Origin of the sequence: Phenylobacterium sp. (genome assembly GCF_004299445.1) — a bacterium.
Taxonomy (GTDB): Bacteria; Pseudomonadota; Alphaproteobacteria; order Caulobacterales; family Caulobacteraceae; genus Phenylobacterium.
Genome location: NZ_SCTC01000039.1, coordinates 1 through 25,000, shown reverse-complemented (window position 1 = coordinate 25,000; position 25,000 = coordinate 1). Strand labels below are relative to the sequence as shown.

The following is a 25,000-nucleotide window of genomic DNA, read 5'->3' as shown; positions in this document are numbered from 1 at the left end:
GGGCTCAGCTCAGCGCCGGCGAACTGGCGACTCGGGCAGAAGCGCCCCGCAAGTTCCTCGAAGCGATTCTCCTCGAGCTGTCGCGCAACCAGATCGTCGTGAGTCGCCGCGGAAAGTTTGGAGGCTACACGCTCGCGCGCGACGCTGGCGCGATCAGCTTTGCGGAAGTCATCCGGATCATCGACGGGCCTCTGGCCCTCGCGCCCTGCGTTTCGCCGCGACTCGGCTTTCGCAAGTGCGCCGACTGCTCAGACCTCGACACCTGCACCCTTCGCGAAGCGCTGCTGCGCGCCCGTGACGCCACGGCCGATGTGCTGGAGCGCTATAGCCTGGCGGATGCGGCGAAGCCCGCCCCTGCCGCCATCATGGCCTCCTGAGCCCTTCGGCGGCATTCACGCTTCAGCGAAGGCCGCCTAACTCGCGGCGATGTACGCCTTGAGGCCGTCGGCTTCGGCTTCCACCTCGGAGATCTTCCACTTCACCAAGTCGCCGATCGAGACGATGCCCACGAGGCGGTCGTTCTTGCAGACCGGGAGATGTCGGATCCGCCTGTCGGTCATGCGCGAAAGCAGTGAGTCGATCGTCTCCCCCGGCTCGGCGAAGTGCACGTTGGCGGTCATGAAGTCGGATACCGGTCGGGAAAGCACCCCGGTGCCGTGTGCCGCGATCGCCCGGACGATGTCGCGTTCGGACACGATTCCCGCCACACGCTCGTTCTCGAGCACCACAAGGGCGCCAACGCCCCTGGAGTGGAGAAGACCCGCGACCGCCCCGACCGACTCGGACGGCCCGATCGTGAAGACCGAGTCTCCCTTGGTTCGTAGAATCTGCGAGACCAGCATGGGGCCTCCTGTTCCCGTTCCTTGAGTAACGAGGTTCGCGCAGTTTCGGTTTCGATACAATGCTCCTGCGCGTCACGCGCGCGTGACCAGGCTGAGGTCTAAGCTTCGCGTTGCCCGGCCAGCCAGCCGAACGGGCCGATCAGCAGCACGCCTGCTAGGAAGCCGGCCAAGTGCGCCTCCCACGCGACACCGGCCTCTCCGGCGCCGGGGATCAGCGCGCCGCCCGTGAAGGCCATGATCACATTGATCAGGATCCACGCTCCGCCCATGCCGGTCACGGCCTGCGACAACAGCTTGCCGGGACGTCCCTGCCCGCCGATCAGACGCGCCGCCGCGCCCATCAGGCCCGAAGCCGCGCCGGAAGCGCCGACCATGGCGGCGTCTTGCCCCCAGTGGAAGGCGGCGAAGCCCAGGCAGGCCAGCACCCCGCACGTCAGGTAGAAGAGAAAGAACGACGCCACCCCGCTGGCTCTTGGGCCCAGGTAGCGTCCGACCGGCGCGCCAAACGCCAGTACGAAGGCCGCGTTCATCAGCGCATGGCTCCAGCTGCCGTGCAGGAACTGTGAGCTGATCAGACCGACATAGTGGCCGTCGAGCAGGCGCACCGGCGAAAACGCCAGCACGTCGGTCGCAAATGGAAAGGCCTTCTGCGCCATGAAGAAGGCGACGATCGACACCGTGAGCGTCACAACCGGCCAGGGCGCGTTGACGATCGGCTCCGAGGGAGGCCGGTATCCCGGCTCGTCCGGCTGGGGTGATCGCGATCCGCCCGGCGCTGGGGCTTCGAAGTAAACGACGTTCATCGGAACGATATGTAAGGTGTCTCGCAGGCATAGGCGAGCGTGGCGCTTTCGCGCCTTGCCCATGCCGCAGTGCTTCGCGATGTTGCGCGGCTCGAGTTCTAGGAACCGCGTTCTCTTGATGACCCGTCTCTGGGGCCTGCGCCCCGCCCTCGCCGCCGCGATCGCCCTCTCCTTCGCCCAGCCCGCAACGGCCCAGGCGCCCGCCGCCGCGCCGGCGCAGGCCGCTGTAAGGCTAGCGCCCGGAGAATGGCCCCAGGCCCGCTCCGACCTGAAGGCCGACGCAGCCTATCGGTTCGGCGCCCTGCCCAACGGCATGCGCTATGCGATCCGCCGCCAGACGGTGCCCGCTGGCCAGGCCGCCCTCCGCCTGTGGTTCGCGACCGGCTCGCTGATGGAGACCGACGCCCAGCAGGGCCTGGCCCACTTCCTGGAGCACATGGCCTTCAATGGGTCGAAGGAGGTCAAGGAAGGCGAGATGGTGAAGATCCTCGAACGCCTGGGCCTGGCGTTCGGCGCCGACACCAACGCTTCGACCGGCTTCTCCGAGACCACATACAAGCTGGACCTGCCCCGCACCGACGCAGAGACGGTCGACACGTCGCTGAAGCTGCTGCGTGAAGCCGCATTCAATCTCACCATCGATCCCGCCGCCGTCGACCGCGAGCGCGGCATCGTGCTGTCCGAGGAGCGCGCGCGCGACACTCCCGGCTACCGGGTGCTGGTCGCGCGGATGAACTTCCAGATGAAGGGCCAGCGTCTGCCCATCCGCCTGCCCATCGGCAAGGTCGAGGTGCTGCGCACCGCACCGGCCAGCGAGATCGTCGACTACTATAATACTTGGTATCGACCCGAGCGGGCGGTGTTCGTGGCCGTGGGCGACTTCGACGTCGACGCCATGGAAGCCAAGATCAAGGCCGCGTTCGGGTCCTGGACCGCCAAGGCGCCCGCGAGGCCCGAACCTGACCAGGGCCCGGTGGCGCCGCGGGGCCCGGAAGCCAGGCTGATCGTCGACCCCGGCGTTACGCAAACCCTGCAAGTGGTGTGGCTGAGCCCGCCAGACCTGTCGCTGGACACCGAGGCGAAGCGCCGTCGTGACCTGATCGAGAACCTGGGACTGTCGGTGCTGAACCGACGCTACTCGGCCCTGTCGCGCGGCGCGAATCCACCCTTCCTGGGCGCCGGCGCCGGCAAGTTCGAACAGGACGACGCGGTCGAGGTGGTCTCCGTCGGCGTCAACGCCGAGGCCGGCCGCTGGCGCGAAGCCCTGGCCGCCGCGGAACAGGAACAGCGTCGCCTGACCCAGTACGGCGTCCAGCAGGGCGAGCTCGACCGCGAGATCGAGGAAATCCGCGCCAACCTGAAGGCCGCCGTGGCCGGCGCCGCCACCCGCCGACCCGCAGACCTCGCGGCCGAAGTGCTCGAATCCCTGTCCGACCACACCGTCGTCACCTCCCCGGCCGACGACCTGGCCATGTTCGAGCGCGCAGTCGCGGGCCTGAAGTCCGAGACCGTCAATGCGGTGATCAAGTCCACCTTCCGCGGCCAGGGCCCGCTGGTGTTCATGGCCTCGCCCACCCCCATCGAGGGCGGTGAGGCGGCCGTGCTCGCGGCGCTGACGGGGTCGCAGAAGGTGGCGGTTGCGCCGCCCGCCCGGCAACAGGCCCTGACGTGGCCCTACGAGAGCTTCGGTCCGCTCGGCAAGGTCGTCGAGCGTCGCGAGGTCGCCGACCTGGGACTCACCCTCGTACGCTTCGCCAACGGGGTTCGCCTCACCGTGAAACCCACCAGCTTCCGCGACGACGAGGTGGTTGTCCGGGCCAATGTCGGGGCCGGCATGCTCAATCTGCCCCGAGACCGTCAGAGCCCGTTCTGGGCCTCCAGCGCCCTGATCGAAGGCGGTCTGAAGAAGATCGACGTCGAGGAGATGGAGCGCGTGCTGGCCTCCAAGGTGTACGGCGGCCGTTTCAACTTCAACGACGATGCATTTGTACTTTCGGGCAGCACCCGCACCGGCGACCTGCCCACGCAGATGCAGGTGCTCGCGGCCTACATCTCCGAGCCGGCATGGCGCGACGCGGCCTTCGCGCGCATCCAGGCCGCCGGCAAGACCATCCACGACCAGTACGAGTCCACGAACAGCGGAGTCCTGTCGCGCGACCTGCCCGGCCTTATCCACTCCGGCGACCGACGCTGGACCTTCCCCTCACGCGAGCAGATCGCCGCCGGCAAGATCTCGGACGTCCAGGCGGCGGTGACGCCCGATCTGAGCAAGGGCCCCATTGAGGTGGTGATCGTGGGCGACGTCACCGTCGATCAGGCGATCGCGGCCACCGCCTCCACCTTCGCCGCCCTGCCCCCTCGCGCCGAGCCGCGGCCCGTACCGGCTGCGCAGCGCGCGGTGGCCTTCCCCAAGGGCGCGCCGGCGCCGGTGACGCTCACCCACAAGGGTCGCGCCGACCAGGCCATCGGCTACATCGCCTGGGCCACCACCGACTACTGGACCAACCCGCAACGGGCGCGTGATACCGCCGTACTGCGCGAGATCATGAAGCTCCGGATCACCGACGAACTCCGCGAGGCGCAGGGCGTCACCTACTCGCCCGACGTCAACTCGCAGCACAGCCTGGTGTGGACCGGCTGGGGCTATATCGCCGCGAACGTCGAGGCGCCGCCCGAGAAACTCGCAGGCTTCTTTGACGACGCCCTGAAGATCGCCGCTGACCTGCGGACCCGCGAGGTCGAGGCCGATGAGCTCGAGCGGGCCAAGAAGCCTCGGATCGAGTCACTGCTGCGCGCACGCGTGACCAATGGCTACTGGGTGAGCGAACTGTCCGGCGCCCAGTTCGACCCGCGCCGCCTGGACCTGATCCGCGAGATCATCCCGGGCACGGAAAGGGTCACGGCCGCGGACGTGAAACGCGCGGCCGAGCAATGGCTCAAGCCCGAGGCGGCGTACAAGGTCGTCGTGACACCGGCCGCGGGCGGTGCTGCCGCCCCCTAGAGGATACCCCTCCCCAAAAGGGAGGGGTTTGGTCACGCCGCCGCCCGACCATCCCCATAAACCGGCGCGTCATCCGCGGGGAGGAACGCCTTGCCCCGGATCGCGTCCGAGATCTTCTCTGCGATCATGATTGTGGGCGCGTTGGTGTTGCCGCCCACCAGAGTCGGCATGACCGACGCATCGACGACCCGCAGGCCGCTCAGGCCTTGCACGCGGCAGTCGGCGTCGACCACCGCCATCGCATCGCCCGCCGCGCCCATCCGGCAGGTGCCGACGGGGTGATAGATTGTCTCGGCTGAGCGACGGATCCACGCGTCGATATCGGCGTCCGACTGCACGCCGGACCCCGGCGAGTACTCGTCCTTGATATAGGGCTTGAGCGCGGCCTGGGCCGCCACTTCGCGCATCATCCGCACGCCCTCGCGCATGGCGCGACGGTCTTCTTCCGCCGAAAGGTAGTTGGCGAAGATCGCCGGATCGGCCAACGGGTCGGAACTGCGCAGACCCACCCTGCCGCGGGACTCCGGCCGCAGCTGGCAGACGTGGAAGGTGAAACCGTCCTTCTGGACCGCTACCTTGCCGTGGTCCTGCATGATTGCGAGCACGGTGTGGACCTGCAGGTCGGGCCGGTCGAGGTCGGGGCGCGAGCGTAGGAATGCGCCGGATTCCAGCATGTTCTGGGCGCCCAGGCCCTTGCGCTGGAACAGGTACTCCAGCCCGATCGCCAGCGTCTTGATGCCCTTGCGCATCGAATAGATCGTGATCGGCTTGGGGCATTCCCACGACATGCAGACGTCCAGGTGATCCTGGAGGTTCTCGCCCACGCCCGGCAGCTCGTGGACCGATTTGACGCCGTGCTTCGCAAGCTCTTCCCCGCGCCCGATGCCCGACAACTGCAGGATATGCGGCGACTGCACCGCGCCCGCCGACAGGATCACCTCGGCGTCGGCATAGACCGTCTGCGGCCCCGCCTCGGTGACGATCTCGACGCCCACCGCCTTGCCGCCCTCGACCACGATCCTGGTGGTCCGGGCGCCGGTCAGGCAGGTCAGATTGGAACGGTTCAGCGCGGGGTAGAGATAGGCCCGCGCCGCACTCCAACGCTCACCCTTATGGATGGTGAGCTGATAGGGGCCCCAGCCCTCCTGCTGATAACCGTTGAAATCCTTGGTCAGCGGGTGGCCCGCCTGGGCGCCCGCTTCGATGGCGGCGCGATAGATCGGATTGGGCGAGGCGGCCTTGGAGACGTGAAGCGGGCCGTCGCCGCCGTGCCAGGCGTCCCCCCCGCCCTGCAGGCTTTCCGAGCGCTTGAAGTAGGGCAACACGTCCGCATAGCCCCAGCCGCCCAGGCCCATCTGACGCCACTGATCGTAGTCGCGCGCGTGGCCGCGAATGTAGATCATGCCGTTGATCGAGGACGACCCGCCCCAGCCCTTGCCGCGGGGCCACCAGAGTTTGCGGTTGTCGAGGTTTGGCTCTTCCTCGGTCCAGAAGCCCCAGTTGAACGGCCCCTGCTTGCTGATCAGGCCGCCCACGCCCGCCGGCATCGTCACCATCAAGGACTTGTCCTTGCCGCCGGCCTCCAGCAGCAGGACCTTCGTGGTCCCGTCTTCGGTCAGGCGGTTGGCCAGCACGCAGCCCGCGGAACCCGCGCCGATGATGATGTAGTCGTAGCGATCGGCCACCCCGGCCTCCCTAAACGTCGTTCAGTTCCGCGCAACCTGACAAAGCCGGCCCACCGAAACAAGGCCGCCATCCAACAAAAATGACGCCCGCGTCACCTTCCGTCAGGTCAGTGGTCGTCAGGCCATACCCAGCCAGAGGATTGCGAGCAGGAAGAACGTGAGCGCGATGAACGAAAAGACCAGCAGGAACCAGGTGCGCCAAAGGGTCGAGAACCACCGCAGGCCGTAGGCGCCCTGCAGTTGGTAGTACATGTGCATGGGCACGATGATCGTCGCCGCCGCGAACGCCAGGCCGCCGATCGCGCCCCCGACCCGCCCCAGCGCCGCCACCACCATGATCAGCAGCGACATGAAGGTGAGCGAGTAGAGGACGAACACCCCGTGGTCGTAGAGCGTGAAGCCGCGCTTCCAGACGAAGAGCAGCGCCACGAAAGGAATCGATATAGGGATCAGCAGGAACGAGAATTTGTAGAAGGTCTGCTGCAGCTTGTAGATCGCCAGCTCGGGATTATCGAGCTTGTGCTTGATCTTCTCGTCCAGCTTCTTCGAGCCTGTCGAAAAGCCCAGGGCGCCAGACTCTTTCTTCAGGTCGGCCTTGATCTCGGTGCGGATCTCGTCGCCGATCTGGCTGACCGGCACGCCATTGTCCTTGCCGACACGCTTGCTCGCGACGGCGACGTTCTGTTCTGCAACCCTGACAGCGGCTTGGGCCGCGGCCTCGTTCTCCGGCGGTGCGTTTTCGAGCGCGACCTTGGCGTTGGCCAGCTCGCTATTGCGTCGCGCCAGGTCGACCGCGGCCGCCGCCTGCTCGCCAAGCTCCCCGCCCTCGGGCGCCGGCGCGTAGCTCAGCGCCATGAACATGACGAAGACAGTGAACAGGAACATCGCCAACGGTGAGACGTAGCGGGTTCGCTTGCCCAGGCACCAGTCGCGGGTCAGCTGCCCGGGCCGGAAAACCAGCCGGGGCAGCGTGCGCCAGGTGCGGCTGTCGAAGTGCATCACCCCGTGCAGCAGCTCCTCGCCCAGGTGCAGCAGGGTGCGGTGCACGTGGCTGGCGTTGCCGCAGTTGTGGCAGAAGCGGCCGATGGTCTCGGTCCCGCAGTCGGCGCAGGCATTGTGAGGCTCGCCGGCCTTGCCGGCCGGCTTCTCGAGCGTCGAGCCGATCAGCCCGCCCGTCGCGGCGCCGCCGACCGCCTCAAGATCCACCATGCAAAGCCCCCGTCACCCGCCGGCGGAATGTGACGGGATTGGCCGGGGGCAGCAATATTGGCGGCCGATAACAAGCCGCTCCGTCGGTCTGGCACCGTTGTCGCTAGCGCCCCTTCCATTGCGGCGCGCGCTTCTGGGCAAACGCCAGCGGGCCCTCCTTGAAGTCCTCCGAGGCGTAGAGCGCAGCGATCGCGGGATACTTGTTCTGCCCCCTGAGCGCGGCCTCCAGGCTGGGCTCGTCGAGGCCCTTGTAGACCGCTTCCTTCGAGGCGCGGATCGACATCGGACCCAGCTCGCAGATCGACTTGGCGAGAGCGCGGGCGGCATCCATCAGGTCCTGCGGCGCGGTCACGTCATGGACGAAGCCCAGTTCCTTGCCTTCGGCTGCCGAAACCCGGCGCGCGGTCAGGATCATGCCCATGGCCCGCTTGGTCCCGATGGCGCGGGGCAGCCGGTGCAGGCCGCCGGCCAGCGCCGCCAGGCCCACCCGCGGCTCGGGCAGCGCAAACACCGCATTCTCCGAAGCCAGGATGATGTCGCAGGCCAGCGCGATCTCGAACCCGCCGCCCATGGCCACGCCGTTCACCGCCGCGATCAGCGGCTTCGTCAGGTCGAACCGAGAGGTCAGGCCCGCGAACCCCGACGGGGGGCTCTTCATAACCCCGCCAGTGGCCTGGTGCTTGAGGTCGTTCCCGGCCGAGAACGCCCGGTCGCCCGCCCCCGTCACGATGCCCACCCACTGGTCAGGATCGGCCGCGAAGGCGTTCAGCGCGTCGTCCATCTCGAAGTGCGCCGGCGAGTGCATGGCGTTCATGACGTCCGGCCGGTTCAGCGTGATGACCGTGACCGGCCCTTCCCGGTCGACTTTGATGAATTCGTAGGCCATGGCGTCCTCCCGAGAAGATTTCCCGTCTTTAGGTCGAACCTCAGGGGGCGCCGCGACGTCCGTCAAGCGACCTGCGTGAGCTCGAGCCGATATCGCTTCCAGTTCTCGACATAGTGGGCTGAGCCCATCGCCATCCGCGCCGCCTGCTCCGGCGACAGCTCGCGCACCACCTTGCCGGGCGCGCCCATGACCAGCGAATTGTCCGGAATCTCCTTGCCCTCGGTGATCAGGCAGTTGGCGCCGATCAGGCAGTTCTTCCCGATCACCGCGCCGTTCAGGATCACCGAGCCGATGCCCACCAACGTATTGTCGCCGATCGTGCAGCCGTGGAGCATCACCATGTGGCCCACAGTCACGTTCGCGCCGATGGTCAGCGGCGAACCCGTGTCGGTGTGACAGACGCTGCCGTCCTGGATGTTGGACCCCTCTCCAACGATGATCGGGTCGTTGTCGCCGCGGAGCGTCGCGCCCCACCAAACCGACGCATTCTTCTTCAGAATCACTCGGCCCATAACCGCTGCGGTCGGCGCAATCCAGTATTCGTCATCGTTTGGTAGCTCAGGTGTCACATTGCCCAAGTTGTAGACAGCCAATTCCCTACCCCTCTTCTTTCAACGATCGGACCTTTAACGACTCGTAAAGGACGCTACCCTCATTCTAGTCGGGCGATTCGAGCAGGCGAAAGCCTCTCGAAGGCCGCCGCGGAGGTTTCGCCTCCGTGTTCTCGCGCTGGACGGAGTGGATGGCGCCGGGCCTGTTGTTCCATCGGGTTATTTCACCCGGATCTGCAGATGGCGAAGGACCGCCCAAGTCCTCTTTCTTGGGACGTCTCGCACGCCGCCGCCGCATCGTTCTCACCCAAGCATTCGAAGGGCGCTCCCACACGGGACGCCCTTTTTTCTTGCCCCCTGAGGAGGCCTTATGAGCAAGCGGGCTCTGAAGCGACAAGTGCGCGAAGGCGCGTTCGACGCCGGTCAATTTGCGGGGGACGATAAGATTCGCCGGTTGCCGGTCGACAGGGGTTGGTCACCGCTACAGCACCACAATGACGACCGTGAACAGGCCTACCTCAAGACGATCAAGGCCAAGTCGCCCGGCCAGCAGCAACTGATCGACGCCATCGACGCCAAGAACCTGGTCCTGGCGCTGGGCCCCGCCGGAACCGGCAAGACCTATCTGGCCATCGCCAAGGCCGTTGAGGCGCTGGAAGCGGGCCGCGTCGGCCGCATCGTGCTGTCGCGCCCCGCGGTCGAAGCTGGCGAGAGCATCGGCTTCCTGCCCGGCGACGCCGAAGACAAGCTCGCGCCCTACCTGCGCCCGCTCTACGACGCGCTTTCGGACCGCCTCTCGATGAAGCGGGTTCGGGCGCTGATGCAGGAAGGCGCCATCGAGATCGCGCCGGTCGGCTTCATGCGCGGCCGCACGCTGAACAACGCCTTCGTCGTGATCGACGAGGCCCAGAACTGCACCTACACCCAACTCAAGATGCTGCTCACCCGGCTGGGTTGGCACTCGACCATGGTCGTGACGGGCGACCCCGACCAGTCGGACCTGCTGCCCGAGTTTTCGGGCCTGGGCCCCGTAGCGGCCAAGCTGGAAGACGTCGGCAACATCGCCGTCGTGCGCTTGGCCGACCGCGACATCGTCCGCCACCCGCTGGTGGCCGAGATGCTGGGCGTCCTCTAGAGCCCCAGCGTCTGAACGTCATGGCCGGCCTTGTGCCGGCCACCCAGAAGCGCCGCCGGTTCCGCAGGGATCGCGGCGGCGCCGCTGCGGATCAGACCTCAACGCCTGCGTTTTGAGGTCCCCGGGACAAGCCCAGGGATGACGAGACAGCCCCGCCTCCTCCAGCGCCCAGCGCACCCGCAGGTCGCGAACCAGGCCACGGGCGAACTCCGGCACCCCGCAGGAGACGGCGATCATCGGGCCTGCTCCTTGAAATAGGCTTCTGCGGCTCGACGCACATCAACCCTATCTTGCGGACTCGGCTCTCGCTCAATAGATAGTTCGTCAACCTAACTAGTTTGGCGCCTATGCCCGACACGCCCGCCGACATCATCGCCCTGGCCGAAGCGCTGCGTCCCGCCGTGCTGCGTCTTTCGCGCCGCCTGCGTCAGGAGGCGCAGAAGGCCGGGCTGTCGGCGCAGGACGCCATGCTGCTGGGCCATATCCGCAAGCACCCCGGCATCGGTGTCAGCGGCCTCGCCGAGGCCGAGCGCACCTCGCGCCCCACCATGAGCGCACACGTGAAGCGTCTTGAGGCCGCCGGCCTCGTGGCCCGGAGCGACCACGCCGACGACGGGCGCCGCTCGGGCCTGGCGATCACGACGGCGGGGACCCGCAAGCTCGAGATCATCCGCCGCGAGCGCAACGACTGGCTGGCCGCCCGGCTGTCACGCCTCTCGGCCGCCGACCGCGAGACCCTGGAGGCCGCCGCCCCCGCCCTCCTCCGACTGATCGACGCATGAGTCCGTCCGACGAGACCATCGAGGCCGGCCCGCCCGAGGCCGCCGCCCCCAAGGACAATGGCGCGATCACCCGCGGCTGGGTCGTCCCGGCCATCATCGGCTCGGCCCTGCTGATGCAGACGCTGAACGCCACGGTGATCACCAATGCGCTGCCGGCCATGGCCAAGAGCTTCGGCGTCGAGCCGGTGCGGCTGTCGGTCGCCATCACAGTCTACATGCTGTCGGCGGCGATTTTCCTGCCGCTGTCGGGGTGGCTGGCCGACCGGTTCGGGGCCAAGCGAGTCTTCCTGGCCTCGATCGTGCTCTATGCCTCAGGCTCCCTCGCCTGCGCCTTCGCCGGCAGCCTGGAGGCGATGATCGCCGCGCGCTTTATCCAGGGCGCGGCCGGGGCCACGCTGATGCCGGTTGGCCGCCTGGTTCTGCTGCGCACGACGCCCAAGTCAGAACTGGTGGGCGCAATGTCGGTGGTCACCATGCCGGCGCTGCTCGGCCCGGTGATTGGCCCCGTTCTGGGGGGCGCCATCGTCACCTTCGCCGACTGGCCCTGGATCTTCCTGATCAACCTGCCCATTGCGGTGGCCGGCTTCTTCCTGGTCCGCGCCTTCGTGCCCGATGTGAAGGAACAGGCGGTCCCGCGCATCGACACACCCGGCATCCTGCTGACCGGGCTGGGCTTGGCGGCCCTGATCTTCGGCTTCGAGAACATCGGCCGCGACGCGCTGCCGCCCTGGGCCGTGGGCGGCCTGTTCGCGGTGGGGGCCCTGGCGCTGGCCGGCTACGGCTGGCACGCCAAGCGTACGCCGCATGCCGTCGTCGACCTCTCGATCTTCCGCAAGAAGACCTTCGCGGCGGCGACCATCGGCGGCGGCTTCATGCGCACGGCCATGGGCGCGAACCCCTTCCTGCTGGCGATGCTGTTGCAAGTGGCGTTCGGGATGAGCGCATTCGCAGCCGGCACGATGACGTTCGTTTCAGCGGTCGGCGCCCTGGCCATGAAGACCACCGCCCCGCCTATTCTGCGCCGGTTTGGATTCCGCACCGTGCTGCTGGTCAACGCCGTGATCGTGGGCGCGGGCTTCGCGGTGATCTCGCTGTTCCGACCCGACTGGCCGCACTGGGTAATCATGGTCGTCCTCGGGATCAGCGGCTTCTTCCGCTCGCTGCAATTCTCGTCGCTGAACGGCCTGGCCTACGCCGAGATCGAATCCGACGAGATGAGCCGCGCGGCCACCACGTCGTCGATGGTGCAGCAGCTGGTGCAGTCCATCGGCATCGGCCTGTCGGCCAGCCTTCTGCACCTGCTGATGACCCTGCAGGGCGAGACCCGCCTCACGGCAAATGTGGTCGGACCCGCCTTCGCCATCGCCGGCGCCTTCACGATGATCTCCATGCTGTGGTTCTGGCGTCTGCCTGCGGATGCGGGGGATGAGATGAACGGTCGGAAGCCCGCCTAGGAAACGGCTCACGCGCCGATTATGCTGCAGCCTCGATTTTCTGCTGCCAGAGCCGTGTTACATGAAATTTCTTGCCGCTGTCGCCGCTGCCATTCTCGCGACAGCCACCCCGGCCCTGGCCGCCGCATCCAGCGCGCCCGTTCGCCCCGAGGCGACCCAACGCGTCGTGCTGCCGACCGACGTCCGGCCCGACCGCTATGCGATCCGCGTCACGCCGGATGCCGCCGCGCTGACGTTCACGGGGCACGTGGACATCGATCTCACGGTGGTGAAGGCGACCTCCAAAATCGTGCTCAACGCCGCTGACCTCATCTTCGGCAAGGTCACCCTTTCGGGCGTCGACGGCGCGCCGACGATCACCCTCGACGACGAGCAGCAGACCGCCAGCTTCGACTTCGGCAAGACCCTGACGCCCGGCGAGCACCGGCTCTCGATCGACTACGCGGGCAAGATCTACCAGCAGGCCTCGGGCCTGTTCGCCCTCGACTACGAAGACGCCGCCGGCGCGAAGAAGCGCGCGCTCTTCACCCAGTTCGAGAACTCCGACGCCCGCCGCTTTGCGCCCATGTGGGACGAGCCCGGCGTGAAGGCCATCTTCTCGCTCGCCGTCGAGACGCCCGAAGGTCAGATGTCGGTCTCAAACATGCCGGTCGAGGAAGCGGTCACGCCTCCCGGCGGCCTCACCACCGTCTACTTCGCGGACAGCCCGAAGATGAGCAGCTACCTGCTGTTCATGGCGCTCGGCGATTTTGAGCGCGTGTCGCAGACGGTGGCCGGCGTGGACGTGGGGGTGGTGGTTCGCCGCGGCGACACCGAGAAAGCTAGGTACGCCCTCGATGCCACCGTGAAGCTCCTGCCCTACTACAACGACTGGTTCGGCACGCCCTATCCGCTGCCCAAGCTGGACCTGGTGGCCGGTCCAGGCCGCAGCCAGTTCTTCGCAGCGATGGAGAACTGGGGCGCTATTTTCTACTTCGACTATGCGCTCCTGCTGGATCCCAAGCTCTCAACCGAGGCCGACAAGCAGAACGTCTTCATCACCGTCGCCCACGAGGTGGCCCACCAGTGGTTCGGCAACCTGGTCACCATGGGCTGGTGGGACGATCTCTGGCTGAACGAGTCCTTCGCCTCGTGGATGGAGAACAAGGCCACCGACCACTTCCATCCCGAATGGAACGTCTGGCTGCTGACCCAGGCGGGCCAGCAGAGCGCCATGCGCCTCGACAGCCGGGCCGGCACGCACCCGGTTATCGCCGAAGTCCCCGACGTCTTCGCCGCCGCCAACGCGTTCGACAGCATCACCTACAACAAGGGCCAGGCGGTGGTGCGGATGCTGGAAACCTATGTGGGCGAGGAGGCCTTCCGCGCCGGCGTGCGCCGCTATATCGCCAAGCACGCCTACCAGAACGCCGCCAGTGACGACCTGTGGAAGGCGCTGGACGAGGCCGCGCCGGGAAAGGCCGTGGCCGACATGGCCCACGATTTCCTGCTGCAGCCCGGCGTCCCCCTCATCAAGGCCAACGAAGCTGCCGGCGGCGGAATCGCGCTCACTCAGGGCCGCTTCGCCGCCGACGACAGCCAGAAGGCCCCGCAGGCCTGGCGGACGCCGGTCAAGGTGACGGGACGCGACGGCAGGATCTGGGAAGGCGTGGTCAGCGCATCCGCCCCAGCGATAGCTCCCGTGGCCGCCCCGGCGGTCGTGAATTCGGGCCAGACCAGCTACAGCCGCACCGCCTATTCGCCCGGGCTGTGGGCCAAGCTGGCGCCTCGTTTCGCCGCCCTGCCCGCCGCCGACCAGTTGGGCCTGCTCTACGATAGCCGCGCGCTCGGCGAGGCGGGCGCGGCGCCCATGAGCGATTTCCTGGCGCTGGCCAGGAACGCGCCCGCCGACGCCGATCCGATCGTGGTCACCACCCTGGCCGGCCAACTGGCCGCGCTGGACTGGCTGTACGGCGACCGCCCGAACCAGGCCGTCTTCCGCGCCTTTGCGCGCTCTCGACTCGCGCCGATCGCCCAGCGCCTGGGCTGGGACCCGAAGGGCGGTGAAGCCGACAACGTGGCCGGCGCCCGCCGCGCCGTGCTGGTGGCCCTGGGCCAGTTTGGCGACCCTGCCGTCGTGGCCGAGGCGCGGCGTCGCTTCGCAGACCCCGCCAGCCTGACCGGCGCCGGTCGCCGCACCGTGCTCGACATCGTCGCCGCCAGCGCCGACGCCACCGCTTGGGAGGCGATCTACGCCCAGGCCAAGGCGAGCAACGACATCACCGACCGCGGGCGGCTGCTCAGTTACCTGGGCGCCAGCCAAGACCCGGCCTTGGCCGATCGCGCGCTGAAGCTCGCCCTCTCGAGCGAGGTCACGCCCTCTGAAGCGCCCGACATCATCGCCTCGGTGGCGGGCGCGTTCCCCGAGAAGGCTTACGACTTCGCCATCGCCAATCGGGAGAAGGTCGACGCGTTGCTCGAACCCACCAGCCGCACCTCCTACTACGCCGACCTCGCGCAGGGCTCGCGCGACCCGGCCACGCTTCAGAAGCTGGAGAAGCTGGCCGCCACCGTTCCCGCTTCGGCCCGGGGCGAGGTGAAGAAGGCCGAGGGCGCCGTCCGCTACCGGGTCGGAGTCATCGCCAAACGAGTACCTGAGATGGACCGCTGGCTGGCCACAGTGGCGAGCCGCCCTCCGGCTGCTAAGCCAGTCGTCCGCGCAGCGTCGCGGCCAACACCGGTGACGCCTAATCGGGCTTGGGGAAGACCGAGCTCACATTGATTTCGCAGAGAATGTACATGTCCTCGCCTTCGGCGTCCCCGGCGCCGGCCGCGCCGTGATCGCATGTGCGCCGGCCCGCGCCTGCTCGTCGCCGCGCTACACCACCGCGGTTCTTGAGATGTCCACGTCTGAACGGGCCATCCGCATCGGCCCGAACTCTGAGGTCAGCTCTGGACCGTCCTTCCGGGGAGCCGCCGTGACCGCAGCGCCGAGCCGGCCAGCACGAACCCGCCCACCAGCAGCGCCCAGGTCGAAGGCTCGGGAACGGCTGGCGGCGCCAGGGGGTCGTTGCCGGCCCCGAAGGTAAGATCGTCGAACACGAACTTGCCAGGCGTGCCCGCGAATACGATCGACTGCGCGCCCGTCACGAAGCCCAGGCCGCCCGGCCCCATGTTGCACAGCGTGGCGTTGTAGGTCGGGCATGGCGGACCGGTGTTGAACAGCGCCAGCGTGCCGCTGCCCAGCGCCGCGCCCGTGCCGCCCAGGCCGCTGTAGGCGGTGATGGTGGCCACGAACCCTGCCTGCACCTGATAGCGGAAGGCGATCGCGCCCGTGTAGGCGCTGGCGAAGTCGAGGTAGGTGGACGTACCGCTGTCGATACCCAGGGCGCCCTCGTCCGAGGTAGGGGCCGTTCCGTTGCGCGACGCATTCGAGCAGCTTCCACCCGGCCCGTTCAGGCACACCGCCACCGCGTTCGCGGCGAAGGTGATCCCGAAGTTCGGCCCTGAGGTCGCCTGGCTGCTGGTCCCGCCCCCGTAGTAGCCGAGAATCTGGGCGTAGCTTGTGGTGGGATAAGCCGCGTTGATCCGCTCGAAGCCCAGCACCACGGCGCCGTGCGCGAGCGCCGGCGTAAGGGACAGAGTCAAAGCGGACAAAAGGCAGGCCAGATCACGGCGCATGGCGCACTCCTCCTAAGCCCAAGGAGGGCACCCTAGACCAATTGCGAACTCACACACCAGCGTTCGCCGCAAAGGCGAACGCTGTCCCGACCTGGCTATTCCGCCGCCAGCAGCGCCTTGCCGGCGGTGAATGACGTCTTCAGAGCCAGTTCGGCCTTGGCCTGCTCGTATTCGTCCGCGAGGCGCGCCACGAGGTCGGCCACGCTGGGCACCTCCTTGACCGCGCCGATGCCCTGGCCGCAGCCCCAGATGTCGCGCCAAGCCTTGGACTTCTGGTTGCCGCCCGACCCGAAGTTCATGGCAGACGGGTCCGACTTGGGCAGGTCGTTGGGGTCGAGGCCCGCAGCGATGACCGAGGGGGCGAGGTAGTTGCCGTGCACGCCGGTGAAGAGGTTCGTGTAGACGATGTCCTCCCCGGTGCTGGCGACGATCATGTCCTTGTAGCCCTGGACGGCGGCGGCCTCCTTCGTGGCGATGAACACCGAGCCGGCGTACGCAAGGTCAGCGCCCATGGCCTGGGCGCCGAGGATCGCATGGCCGGTGGCGATGGCGCCCGACAGCGCGATCGGGCCGTCGAACCATTCGCGCAGGCTTTGGACCAGGGCGAAGGGCGAGAGCGTGCCGGCATGGCCGCCCGCGCCAGCCGCCACAGGGATCAGGCCGTCCGCGCCCTTTTCGATGGCCTTGCGAGCGAACCGGTCGGTGATGACGTCATGCAGGACGATTCCGCCCGAGGCGTGAACCGCCTGGTTCACATCTTCCCGCGCGCCCAGCGAGGTGATGACGATCGGCGCCTTCCACTTGCTGGAGGCCTCGACGTCATGCTCGAGCCGGTCGTTGGTCTTGTGGACGATGTGGTTCACCGCGAAGGGCGCCGAGGGCGTGTCCGGGTGGTCGCGGTCCCAGATGGCCAGCTCTTCCGTGATCTGGTGCAGCCACTCGTGCAGCAGCGAGGCCGGCCGCGCGTTCAGCGCCGGGAACGAGCCCACGATCCCCGCCTTGCACTGGGCGATCACCAGCTCGGGCACCGAGATGATGAACAGCGGGCTGGCGATCAGCGGCAGACGGAGACGGTCGCGGAGAACGGGCGGCAGAGCCATAGCGTGCGGATCCTCGGAATCTGTTTATATTTACATTGTAAGTTCAGACGTGCCGCAGCGCAAGAGGCCCGGCTTTACCGCGCCGTCAGGCCAGCCGCGGAAAGGTCGGGAAGCGGTCCATGGCGGGGACGATGTCACAGCTGAAGTCCACCTGCAGCGACGGGTCGGGCTCGCCGACGCCGCAGTAGGCCCGCTTGACGTGGTGTGAGCCAAGCTTGTCCTTGCGGACGAACACCGCGCCGGGGATCGGGTTCATCCGCTCCAGCACGTGGTCGGGGATAGCGTCGCCGACGACGATCTCCTCGGCCCCCCGCTGCGCGCACTCGACCAGGGCGGTCTCGACGGCGGCCAGCCGGGCGATGTCGTCGTGATCGACGCCGACGTCCGGCTGATCCTCGTAAGCCAGCAGGCGGCGCAGGATCTGGTAGGCGTTGGACCAGTTCTTCGCGTGCGCCTGCAGCCTCGCGGCCACCGCCATCCGCTCGCAGACGAACAGGTTGATCGCCGCGCCCACTCCGGCCGCGTCCGGCAGCGCGCCCGGATTGAACTGTCGCGCGTACGATGCCATCAGCTCGAGCCCGCCGCGATAGGTGTCCCAGGACTCCATGGCCTCGGTGTTGCCGACATGAACGTTGGCGCCCTTGGCGACCGAGGTGGCCACGATGTGCGGCGCACGCGAGAACAAGACGTCACCGTTCGACAGCGCATGCGCCAGCATGAAGAAGTAGCTGTAGGTGAAGCGCGGCACGGGACCCACGATGGCCGGTAGCGCCGATCGCCTCACCACCCAGCATTCCGGGAAGACGTGGTTCTGGATCACGAAGGCCAGGCAGTTGCCGAACTGGCCGGTTTCGAACCGCTGCTCTTCGTCGTCGAAGTCGTAGAACTTGCCGGTGATGGCGTTGTCCTTGGTCTCGTCCATCAGCAGCCACGGCGCCTGGATCATCATCAGCGCCGGATCGTCCTTCAGGCGGCGCGCATAGGCGATCAGCTGGTCAGGGACCGCCAGATCGTCGTCAGAGATGCTTACCACCACCTCGCCGCGGGCCTCGCGCAGCGTGGTCAGGATGTTGGGATGGGCCCCGAGGTTCTTCGGCTGGCGGATCACCCGCACCTGAGGATGGGCCGCGGCGTACCGCGCCAGGATCTGCGGCGTCTCGTCGGTGGAACAGTTGTCCGAAACCACGACCTCATAGTCGATCCCCGCCGCCTCGAAGGCCTCCAGGTGGTGGGTCAGGTAACGATCCAGGTAGCGGGCGCGGTTGTAGGTGGCCAGGCACAGGCTCAGCAGCGGCGTGGTGGGCGATCCCGACATTGCCGGAGCCTCCGGGAGGCGCCGCGAGTCGTCAACGCAGGGGCGCAACGACCCCGGTCCGCGCGCCCCGATTCCTCCCCCTGCGTGATCTTGACGGTCGCGGCGGGGCGCGCGCAATTCGCGCCATGGCCGACATCGCCCGTCTCGACCCTGGAATCACGCCGGCTGGCGAGGACGCCTGGCGCGCCCTGGTCGCCAAGACCCTGGGCGACAAGCCCTTCGAAAGCCTGACGAACACGACCGTCGAAGGCCTGCCGATCGCCCCGCTCTATGCGGCGGCCGACCAGCCCGCGGCCTTCCCGACGCGCCCCTTCGACGGCGAGCGACCCTGGGACGTGCGCACGCTCTCGGCCCAGGCCGATCCGGCCCGCGTTAACGCCGAGCTGCTGGCCGACCTGGAAGGCGGCGCCGCCTCGGTCATCGTCCGGGGCCACGCCACCGCTGAGGCGCTCACCCGGGCGCTGAAGGATGTCATCGTCGAGCTGGCCCCGGTGGGCCTCGACGCCGGCTTCCACGGCGCCAAGGCGGCCGACGGCCTGCATGCGGTCGCCAAGTCCTCGCCGGGCGCCAAGCTCAACTTCCACATGGATCCCCTCAGCGCCTTCGCCGAGGCGGGCGTCAGCCCGGGCCCCATCGAGAGCCACCTCGTCAGCTGCGCCACCGTGGCCGCACGTCACATCCAGACCTATCCGCAGGCCCAGCTATTCCTGGCGTCGGGCCGCGTGGCTCACGAGGCCGGCGGCGGCGAGGCGCTGGAGGTGGCCGTGGCCGCCGCGTCCGCCCTGGCCTACGCCAAGGCCCTGCTCCGCGCGGGCGTTCCCGTCGCCGACGCGTTCGAAAGGATCACACTCGGCCTCAGCGCCGACGCCGACTACTTCCTCACCCTGGCCAAGCTGCGCGCCGCGCGCGTCGTCTTCGCCCGCATCGCCACCGCGTCCGGCGGCAGGGCCGAGGCGCGCATCGAGGCCCGCACCTCGCGCCGCATGCTGACGGCCCAGGACCCCTGGACCAACATGATCCGCCTGACCGCCGCCGGCTTCGGCGCGGCAGCCGGAGGCGCTGACGCCGTCGTGCTGGGCGCCTTCACCGACGCCATCGGCCTGCCCACCGCGTTCGCGCGACGCCAGAGCCGCAACACCCAGCTAGTGCTTATGGAAGAGGCCGCCATCGGCCGCGTCGTGGATCCGGCGGCAGGCTCGGGCTACTTCGAAAGCCTCACCGACCATCTGGCCCGCGCCGCCTGGGCGAAGTTCCAGGCCATCGAGGCCGCGGGCGGGATCATCGCCGCCCTGGAGAAGGGCCTGATCGCCCGCGAGATCGCCGCCGCCGTCGAGACCCGTGGCGATCCGAAGATCCTGGGCGTCACCGCCTATCCGCCCACCGACAAGCAGGCCGTCGAGGTCGACCCCGGCCAGCCCGCCGCCCTCGATCCCGCCGGGGCCCGCCTGCCGGGGCCCGACGGCAAGTGCCCGGCGCTGACGCCGGTGCGGACGTCCGAAAAGCACGAGGTGGCGGCATGAGCACGTTCCCCGACTTCGCCACCCTGCCCCTGGACGGCGCCGGCCTGACGGTCGCCCCACCCCAGGCCGCGCCCTGGTCCACGCCCGAGGGCATCGACGTCCGCGCCGCCTACAGCGCGGACGACATCAAGGGCATGACCGAACTGGGCGGTTTCCCGGGCCTCGCGCCGTTCGTCCGCGGCCCCTATCCGACCATGTACGCCACCAACCCCTGGACGGTGCGCCAGTACGCCGGCTTCTCCACCGCCGAGGACTCCAACGCCTTCTATCGCCGCAACCTGGCCGCCGGTCAGAAGGGCCTGTCGGTCGCCTTCGACCTGGCCACCCACCGCGGCTACGACAGCGATCACCCCCGCGTCACCGGCGACGTCGGCATGGCGGGCGTGGCGATCGACTCGATCCTCGACATGCGCACCCTGTTCAACGGGATCCCGCTCGACCAGATGAGCGTGTCGATGACGATGAACGGCGCGGTCCTGCCGATCCTGGCGCTCTACATCGTGGCCGCCGAGGAACAGGGCGTCCCGCACGAGAAGCTCTCGGGGACGATCCAGAACGACATCCTGAAGGAGTTCCTGACCCGGAACACCTACATCTACCCGCCGATCCCCTCGATGCGGATCATCGCCGACATCTTCGCCTACACGTCGAAGGAGATGCCGCGGTTCAATTCGATCTCGATCAGCGGCTACCACATGCAGGAAGCCGGGGCGACGCTGGACCTGGAGCTGGCCTACACCCTGGCCGACGGTATCGAATACGTCCGCGCCGGCGTGGCCGCCGGCATGACGGTCGACCAGTTCGCGCCGCGCCTGTCGTTCTTCTGGTGCGCCGGCATGAACATGTTCATGGAGGTGGCCAAGCAGCGCGCCAGCCGCCTGCTGTGGGCCAAGCTCATGAAGGCCGAGTTCGACCCCAAGGATCAGCGCTCGCTGGCCCTTCGCGCCCACACCCAGACCAGCGGCTGGAGCCTGGCGGCGCAGGATGTGTTCAACAACGTGCCGCGTACGGCGATCGAGGCCATGGGCGCCACCGGCGGGCAGACGCAGAGCCTGCACACCAACTCGCTCGACGAGGCGCTGGCGCTGCCCACCGACTTCTCGGCCCGGATCGCCCGCAACACCCAGCTCTTCCTGCAGATGGAGAGCGGCCAGAACCGCGTCATCGACCCCTGGGGCGGCAGCTACTACGTGGAGCGCCTGACCGCTGATCTGGCCGAGCGCGCACTGACCCACATCGCGGAAGTGGAAGCCCTGGGCGGCATGGCCAAGGCCATCTCCGAGGGCCTGCCCAAGCGCCGGGTCGAGGAAGCCGCCGCCCGCACCCAGGCGCGCATCGACAGCGCCCAGCAAAGCGTGGTCGGCGTCAACCGCTACAAGCCCGACGTGCCCGACGACATCCCGGTGCTGAAGGTCGACAACACCGCCGTCCGCAACGCCCAGGTCGAGAAGCTCAACCGCCTGAAGCGCGAGCGCGATCCCGAGGCTGTGGCCGCAGCGCTCGACGCGCTGACCGCCGGCGCGGCCGGCAAGGCCAACCTGCTGGAACTGTCCGTCAACGCAGCCCGCGCGCACGCCACCGTGGGCGAGATCAGCTACGCGTTGGAAAAGGTGTTCGGCCGCCACAAGGCCCACGCCGACGCCGTGAAGGGCGTCTACCTGCGCGAGGCCGGCTCCACGCCCGCCGGCGAACGCGCCAAGGCGATGGCCGAGGCGTTCCGGCAGGCCGACGGCAAAAAGCCCCGGATCATGGTCGCCAAGATGGGCCAGGACGGCCACGACCGCGGCCAGAAGGTGATTGCCTCGGGCTTCGCCGATCTGGGCTTCGAAGTCGAGATCGGCGATCTGTTCCAGACCCCGGCCGAAGCCGCCGCCGAGGCCGTGGAGACCGGCGTCCACGCGGTGGGCGCCAGCTCGCTGGCCGCTGGCCACCTCACCCTGGTGCCCGAACTGAAGGCCGAGCTCGCCAAGCTGGGCCGGCCCGACATCCTGGTGTTCGTGGGCGGCGTCATCCCGCCCGAGGACTACAAGGCCCTGGAGGACATGGGGGTCGCCGCCATCTTCCCACCCGGCACAGTCATCCCCGAGGCGGCGATCACCGTCCTGGATCGCCTTAACGAGCAGCTGGGCTACACGCAGTAGCCCCGGCTTCCCTCTTCGTGGGTGACCCAGACTGCGCTAGCTTTTGCAGATGCGGCTCAACCACCTGCACCTGCACGTGGCCTCGGTCGACGAGGCGGCGGCCTTCTACACCGGCCATTTCGGCTTCCGGCCGCATGTCCGCCAGGACGACGGGACCCTGTTCCTGCGTGACGCGGGCGGCCTGGATCTGGCGCTGGCCGCCGGCCCGCCCGACAACTTCCCGCCCTGGGCCCACTTCGGCTTCCGACTGGAGGGCGCCGACGCGGTACGTGGCTTGTATGCCCGCCTGCAGGCCGCCGATGTCACGATACGCCACCCGCTGGCCGAGGAACCCGACTTCGTCTGGTTCCGCTGCGCCGACCCCGACGGCCACCTGATCGAGGTTTACTGGGAGCCTTAGAGACTGGCCGGTCGGCAAGCTGGCCACGCCCGGCTTCAATGCTCATCCCGGCAGAGCAGCCAGTAAGTCACCGGCGTGGCGACCCGGCTCAGCAGGGTCGAGGTCACCAGGCCGCCCATAATGGCGATCGCAAGGGGCGAGTAGAGCCCCGAACGCTCCAGCGCCAGCGGCAGCAGGCCCAGTATCGCCGTCACCGAGGTCAGCAGCACCGGCAGGAAGCGCACCTCGCCCGCCTTTTCGATGGCCTCGCGCGTCGCCACGCCCTGGCGGCGCAGTTGTTCGGTGAAATCGACCAGCAGGATCGAATTCTTGATCTCGATCCCGATCAGCGCGATCAGGCCGATGGTGGCCGTGAACGAGAGCGAATTGCCGGTCAGCCACAGCGCCGCCACCGCCCCGAACAGCCCCAGCGGGATAACGCCCGCGACAACGATGGCCGTGCGGAACTTGCCGAACTCCAGCACCAGCACCGCCAGGATCCCAAAGATCGCAATCAGGATCGCCGCCCCCAGGCCGGAGAAGCTTTCCGCCTGCGCCTCGGCCTGGCCGCCGAACTCAAGCACATAGCCCGGCGGCAACGGCAGGTCGCGCTTCAGGCGCGCGCCGACATCCTCGGTGACGCCGCTGGCCAGGAAGCCGGTCGCCACCTCGCTGCTCAAGGTCACGGTCCGCATCCGGTCGAACCGGTTGATCCGCGACGGGCTGGTGGTGAACCGCGGCTCGGCCACCGAGGCCAGCTGGGTCGCCGCCCCGGCGGTCGGGAGATAGATGCGCTTGAGCGCGTCGAGCTCGTTGCGCTCGCCCATAGGCAGCCGTACGCGCACCGCATAGTCGTCCCCGTCGGGGTCGCGGAACCGCGCCGCCTCCTCGCCCGAGAGCGCCAGGCGGGCCGCCCGCCGCGCCGCGCCCGCCGGTATGCCCAGGGCCGCCGCCTTGGCCTCGTCCAGTCCAAGGTCCAGGTCGGTCCGGTCGAGCCGCAGCGGATTGTTCACGTCCCGCGCGCCCGGCGTCGCCTTAAGGATCACCTCGGCCCGCGCCGCCAGCGCCTTCAGCACCTCCAGGTTCTCGCCCCGGATTCGCACCGCGATCGGGCTGTCCACAGGCGGGCCGTTCTCGAAGGTAATCACGCTGATCCGCGCCCCGGGGTAGCGGTCGAAATCGGCCCGGAGCCGATCCAGCAGCCTCAGGCTCTCCCCAGGCTCCCAGGCCTTCATCGAGGCGAACACCTCGGCATAGCTCGTCTGGGTCTGGCGCTGGTTCTGGTTGTAGAAGATCTGCGGATTGCCCCGGCCCAGATTGGCCGCCGCCCACACCACCTTGGGATCGCGCGCCAGCCGCGCCTCCACGAACCGCAGAACCTCGTCGGTGCGCCTCAGCGAGGTCCCGTCCGGGGTCTCGATCCGCACCAGGAACTGCGGGGTCTCGGCCGGCGGGAACAGGCTCGAACCGATGGCCCGCAGCATCGGCAGCGTGCTCAGGCAGATCACCCCCAGAACGGCCAGCGTGACCCACGGCCGCGCCAGCGCGCGGTGCAGCACAGGCGTATAGAGCCGATGGATCCCGCCGTTCACCCACTGCAGGACCCGGTTGCCCTCGGGGTCCTCATGACGTGACAGGAAGCGGCTGGCCAGGAACGGGATGATGGTCAGCGAGACCAGCAGCGACGCGCCCACCGTGCACAGTACCGTCATCGGCAGCGAGCGGATGTAGGCCCCCGCGCCGCCCGGCAGCGCCAGCAGCGGCAGGAAGGCAAGCATCAAGGTCGCGGTGCAGCCGATCACAGCCAGGGCGATCTGCCGGGTGGCGGTGATCGCCGCCTCGGTGCGGTCCATGCCCATCCGCAGGTGGCGGGCGATGTTCTCGGTCACCACGATGCTGTCATCGACCAGCAGACCCAGCGACAGCACGAAGCCCGCGATCGACAGCTGGTTCACCGTGAAGCCCAGCATCTGCAGCATCGCCAGCCCGATCAGCAGCGACAGCGGGATCGACACCATCACCACCCCGCTGGCCCGCAGCCCCAGCGGCAGCAGCGTGATCAGCACCAGACCCAGCGCCACACCAAAGTCTCGGTAGAGCGCCCGCAGCCGATGATTGACGTTGTCGGCCTGGACGAAGGCCCGCTCCAGCTTCACCCCGCCGGGCAGGGTCTTCTCGAACGCCGCCAGTTCGGCCTCGACGCCCTCGGTCACCCGGCGCACGTCGACGCCGTCCTTCTGCGCCACGGTCACGAAAACGGCGCGCTTGCCCTGAAATCGCGTCAGGTGGTTCGCCTCCTGTTGCGCCCAGCCGACCGTTGCCACGTCGCGCACCCTGACCACTTGGCCGCCCACCTCGCGAACGGGCGCGGCGGCCACCGCCTCCAGGTCGCGGAAGGCGCCGCCGGTCTTGACGTTGAAGCGCCGCTCGCCGGCATGCACCGCGCCGATTGGGGCCTCCGCGCCGGCCGCGCGCAGAGCGTCCGCCACCGCCGTCGCCGGTAGCCGCAGTTCCGCCAGCCGCGCGGTATCCAACGC

19 protein-coding genes (1 of these 19 cut by a window edge) are annotated in these 25,000 nt (G+C 68.4%); 9 read left to right on the top strand and 10 right to left on the bottom strand.

Annotated features, from left to right (window positions below):
- On the top strand, window positions 1-377 hold the 3' portion of the coding sequence (locus EPN98_RS10565) for an Rrf2 family transcriptional regulator (RefSeq protein WP_293362659.1). The gene continues 61 nt to the left of window position 1, outside the view; the window shows 377 of its 438 coding nt (coding positions 62-438); the start codon falls outside the window, past its left edge; the stop codon is at window positions 375-377.
- A 36-nt stretch (window positions 378-413) separates the two neighbouring features.
- Here EPN98_RS10565 and EPN98_RS10560 read toward each other — a convergent pair whose 3' ends face one another.
- Window positions 414-842 (bottom strand): CBS domain-containing protein, encoded by a 429-nt coding sequence (locus EPN98_RS10560; protein ID WP_293362658.1) that lies wholly within the window; start codon window positions 840-842, stop codon window positions 414-416.
- A gap of 98 nt (window positions 843-940) precedes the next feature.
- Window positions 941-1,645, bottom strand: coding sequence for a rhomboid family intramembrane serine protease (locus EPN98_RS10555; RefSeq protein ID WP_293362657.1), 705 nt, complete (start codon window positions 1,643-1,645; stop codon window positions 941-943).
- A 118-nt stretch (window positions 1,646-1,763) separates the two neighbouring features.
- Between EPN98_RS10555 and EPN98_RS10550 the strand changes: the two genes are divergently transcribed.
- Window positions 1,764-4,646, top strand: coding sequence for a M16 family metallopeptidase (locus EPN98_RS10550; protein WP_293362656.1), 2,883 nt, complete (start codon window positions 1,764-1,766; stop codon window positions 4,644-4,646).
- A 32-nt stretch (window positions 4,647-4,678) separates the two neighbouring features.
- Here EPN98_RS10550 and EPN98_RS10545 read toward each other — a convergent pair whose 3' ends face one another.
- From EPN98_RS10545 to EPN98_RS10530, 4 genes are all read right to left on the bottom strand, one after another.
- Window positions 4,679-6,331, bottom strand: a complete 1,653-nt coding sequence (locus EPN98_RS10545; RefSeq protein WP_293362655.1) for a choline dehydrogenase — start codon at window positions 6,329-6,331, stop codon at window positions 4,679-4,681.
- 117 nt (window positions 6,332-6,448) lie between these two features.
- A complete protein-coding gene (locus tag EPN98_RS10540; protein ID WP_293362654.1) occupies window positions 6,449-7,540 on the bottom strand; it encodes a DUF3667 domain-containing protein in 1,092 nt (363 codons plus the stop codon).
- 103 nt (window positions 7,541-7,643) lie between these two features.
- On the bottom strand, window positions 7,644-8,426 hold the full coding sequence (locus EPN98_RS10535; RefSeq protein WP_293362653.1) for an enoyl-CoA hydratase-related protein: 783 nt from the start codon (window positions 8,424-8,426) through the stop codon (window positions 7,644-7,646).
- A 62-nt stretch (window positions 8,427-8,488) separates the two neighbouring features.
- Window positions 8,489-9,019 carry a gamma carbonic anhydrase family protein gene (locus EPN98_RS10530; protein WP_293362652.1) on the bottom strand — a complete coding sequence of 177 codons (531 nt, stop codon included), beginning with the start codon at window positions 9,017-9,019 and terminating at the stop codon, window positions 8,489-8,491.
- Window positions 9,020-9,347: 328 nt separating this feature from the next.
- Here EPN98_RS10530 and EPN98_RS10525 point away from each other — a divergent pair, with 328 nt between their 5' ends.
- The 4 genes from EPN98_RS10525 to EPN98_RS10510 all read left to right on the top strand — a co-directional run bounded on the left by EPN98_RS10525 (window position 9,348) and on the right by EPN98_RS10510 (window position 15,109).
- Window positions 9,348-10,112, top strand: a complete 765-nt coding sequence (locus EPN98_RS10525; protein ID WP_293362651.1) for a PhoH family protein — start codon at window positions 9,348-9,350, stop codon at window positions 10,110-10,112.
- A 347-nt stretch (window positions 10,113-10,459) separates the two neighbouring features.
- Window positions 10,460-10,894, top strand: a complete 435-nt coding sequence (locus tag EPN98_RS10520; protein WP_293362650.1) for a MarR family transcriptional regulator — start codon at window positions 10,460-10,462, stop codon at window positions 10,892-10,894.
- Window positions 10,891-12,348: an MFS transporter gene (locus tag EPN98_RS10515; protein ID WP_293362649.1), complete on the top strand. Its 1,458-nt coding sequence runs from the start codon at window positions 10,891-10,893 to the stop codon at window positions 12,346-12,348. The genes EPN98_RS10520 and EPN98_RS10515 overlap by 4 nt, the downstream gene beginning before the upstream one ends.
- 61 nt (window positions 12,349-12,409) lie before the next feature.
- Window positions 12,410-15,109: a M1 family metallopeptidase gene (locus EPN98_RS10510; protein ID WP_293362648.1), complete on the top strand. Its 2,700-nt coding sequence runs from the start codon at window positions 12,410-12,412 to the stop codon at window positions 15,107-15,109.
- 164 nt (window positions 15,110-15,273) lie between these two features.
- Here the strand turns inward: EPN98_RS10510 and EPN98_RS10505 are convergent, their stop codons facing one another.
- From EPN98_RS10505 to EPN98_RS10495, 3 genes are all read right to left on the bottom strand, one after another.
- A complete protein-coding gene (locus EPN98_RS10505) occupies window positions 15,274-16,008 on the bottom strand; it encodes a PEPxxWA-CTERM sorting domain-containing protein (RefSeq protein ID WP_293362647.1) in 735 nt (244 codons plus the stop codon).
- A 95-nt stretch (window positions 16,009-16,103) separates the two neighbouring features.
- Window positions 16,104-17,108, bottom strand: a complete 1,005-nt coding sequence (locus EPN98_RS10500) for a nitronate monooxygenase family protein (protein WP_293362646.1) — start codon at window positions 17,106-17,108, stop codon at window positions 16,104-16,106.
- 85 nt (window positions 17,109-17,193) lie between these two features.
- Entirely contained in the window at window positions 17,194-18,423 is a 1,230-nt protein-coding gene (locus tag EPN98_RS10495; protein ID WP_293362645.1) for a glycosyltransferase family 2 protein, read from the bottom strand.
- A 125-nt stretch (window positions 18,424-18,548) separates the two neighbouring features.
- On the opposite strand from EPN98_RS10495, the gene EPN98_RS10490 reads away from it, so the two are divergent.
- From EPN98_RS10490 to EPN98_RS10480, 3 genes are read left to right on the top strand one after another with little or no spacing between them, the layout of a single operon-like run.
- Window positions 18,549-19,943 (top strand): methylmalonyl-CoA mutase family protein, encoded by a 1,395-nt coding sequence (locus tag EPN98_RS10490; protein WP_293362644.1) that lies wholly within the window; start codon window positions 18,549-18,551, stop codon window positions 19,941-19,943.
- Complete coding sequence (gene scpA / locus EPN98_RS10485; RefSeq protein WP_293362643.1) at window positions 19,940-22,084, top strand: methylmalonyl-CoA mutase; 2,145 nt, start codon at window positions 19,940-19,942, stop codon at window positions 22,082-22,084. The genes EPN98_RS10490 and scpA overlap by 4 nt, the downstream gene beginning before the upstream one ends.
- Before the next feature lie 49 nt (window positions 22,085-22,133).
- Complete coding sequence (locus EPN98_RS10480) at window positions 22,134-22,484, top strand: VOC family protein (RefSeq protein ID WP_293362642.1); 351 nt, start codon at window positions 22,134-22,136, stop codon at window positions 22,482-22,484.
- 35 nt (window positions 22,485-22,519) lie between these two features.
- On the opposite strand, the gene EPN98_RS10475 is transcribed toward EPN98_RS10480, so the two are convergent.
- A partial coding sequence (locus tag EPN98_RS10475; RefSeq protein ID WP_293362641.1) for an efflux RND transporter permease subunit occupies window positions 22,520-25,000 on the bottom strand: 2,481 nt, incomplete at its 5' end.

Bases quoted from the DNA above. Each gene is read 5' to 3' on its own strand.
- EPN98_RS10510 (WP_293362648.1), top strand. From the start codon at position 12,410: ATGAAATTTCTTGCCGCTGTCGCCGCTGCCATTCTCGCGACAGCCACC.
- EPN98_RS10520 (WP_293362650.1), top strand. From the start codon at position 10,460: ATGCCCGACACGCCCGCCGACATCATCGCCCTGGCCGAAGCGCTGCGT.
- EPN98_RS10500 (WP_293362646.1), bottom strand. From the start codon at position 17,108: ATGGCTCTGCCGCCCGTTCTCCGCGACCGTCTCCGTCTGCCGCTGATC.
- EPN98_RS10540 (WP_293362654.1), bottom strand. From the start codon at position 7,540: ATGGTGGATCTTGAGGCGGTCGGCGGCGCCGCGACGGGCGGGCTGATC.
- EPN98_RS10535 (WP_293362653.1), bottom strand. From the start codon at position 8,426: ATGGCCTACGAATTCATCAAAGTCGACCGGGAAGGGCCGGTCACGGTC.
- EPN98_RS10555 (WP_293362657.1), bottom strand. From the start codon at position 1,645: ATGAACGTCGTTTACTTCGAAGCCCCAGCGCCGGGCGGATCGCGATCA.
- EPN98_RS10480 (WP_293362642.1), top strand. From the start codon at position 22,134: ATGCGGCTCAACCACCTGCACCTGCACGTGGCCTCGGTCGACGAGGCG.
- EPN98_RS10505 (WP_293362647.1), bottom strand. From the start codon at position 16,008: ATGCGCCGTGATCTGGCCTGCCTTTTGTCCGCTTTGACTCTGTCCCTT.
- scpA (WP_293362643.1), top strand. From the start codon at position 19,940: ATGAGCACGTTCCCCGACTTCGCCACCCTGCCCCTGGACGGCGCCGGC.
- EPN98_RS10495 (WP_293362645.1), bottom strand. From the start codon at position 18,423: ATGTCGGGATCGCCCACCACGCCGCTGCTGAGCCTGTGCCTGGCCACC.
- EPN98_RS10525 (WP_293362651.1), top strand. From the start codon at position 9,348: ATGAGCAAGCGGGCTCTGAAGCGACAAGTGCGCGAAGGCGCGTTCGAC.
- EPN98_RS10560 (WP_293362658.1), bottom strand. From the start codon at position 842: ATGCTGGTCTCGCAGATTCTACGAACCAAGGGAGACTCGGTCTTCACG.
- EPN98_RS10550 (WP_293362656.1), top strand. From the start codon at position 1,764: ATGACCCGTCTCTGGGGCCTGCGCCCCGCCCTCGCCGCCGCGATCGCC.
- EPN98_RS10490 (WP_293362644.1), top strand. From the start codon at position 18,549: ATGGCCGACATCGCCCGTCTCGACCCTGGAATCACGCCGGCTGGCGAG.
- EPN98_RS10515 (WP_293362649.1), top strand. From the start codon at position 10,891: ATGAGTCCGTCCGACGAGACCATCGAGGCCGGCCCGCCCGAGGCCGCC.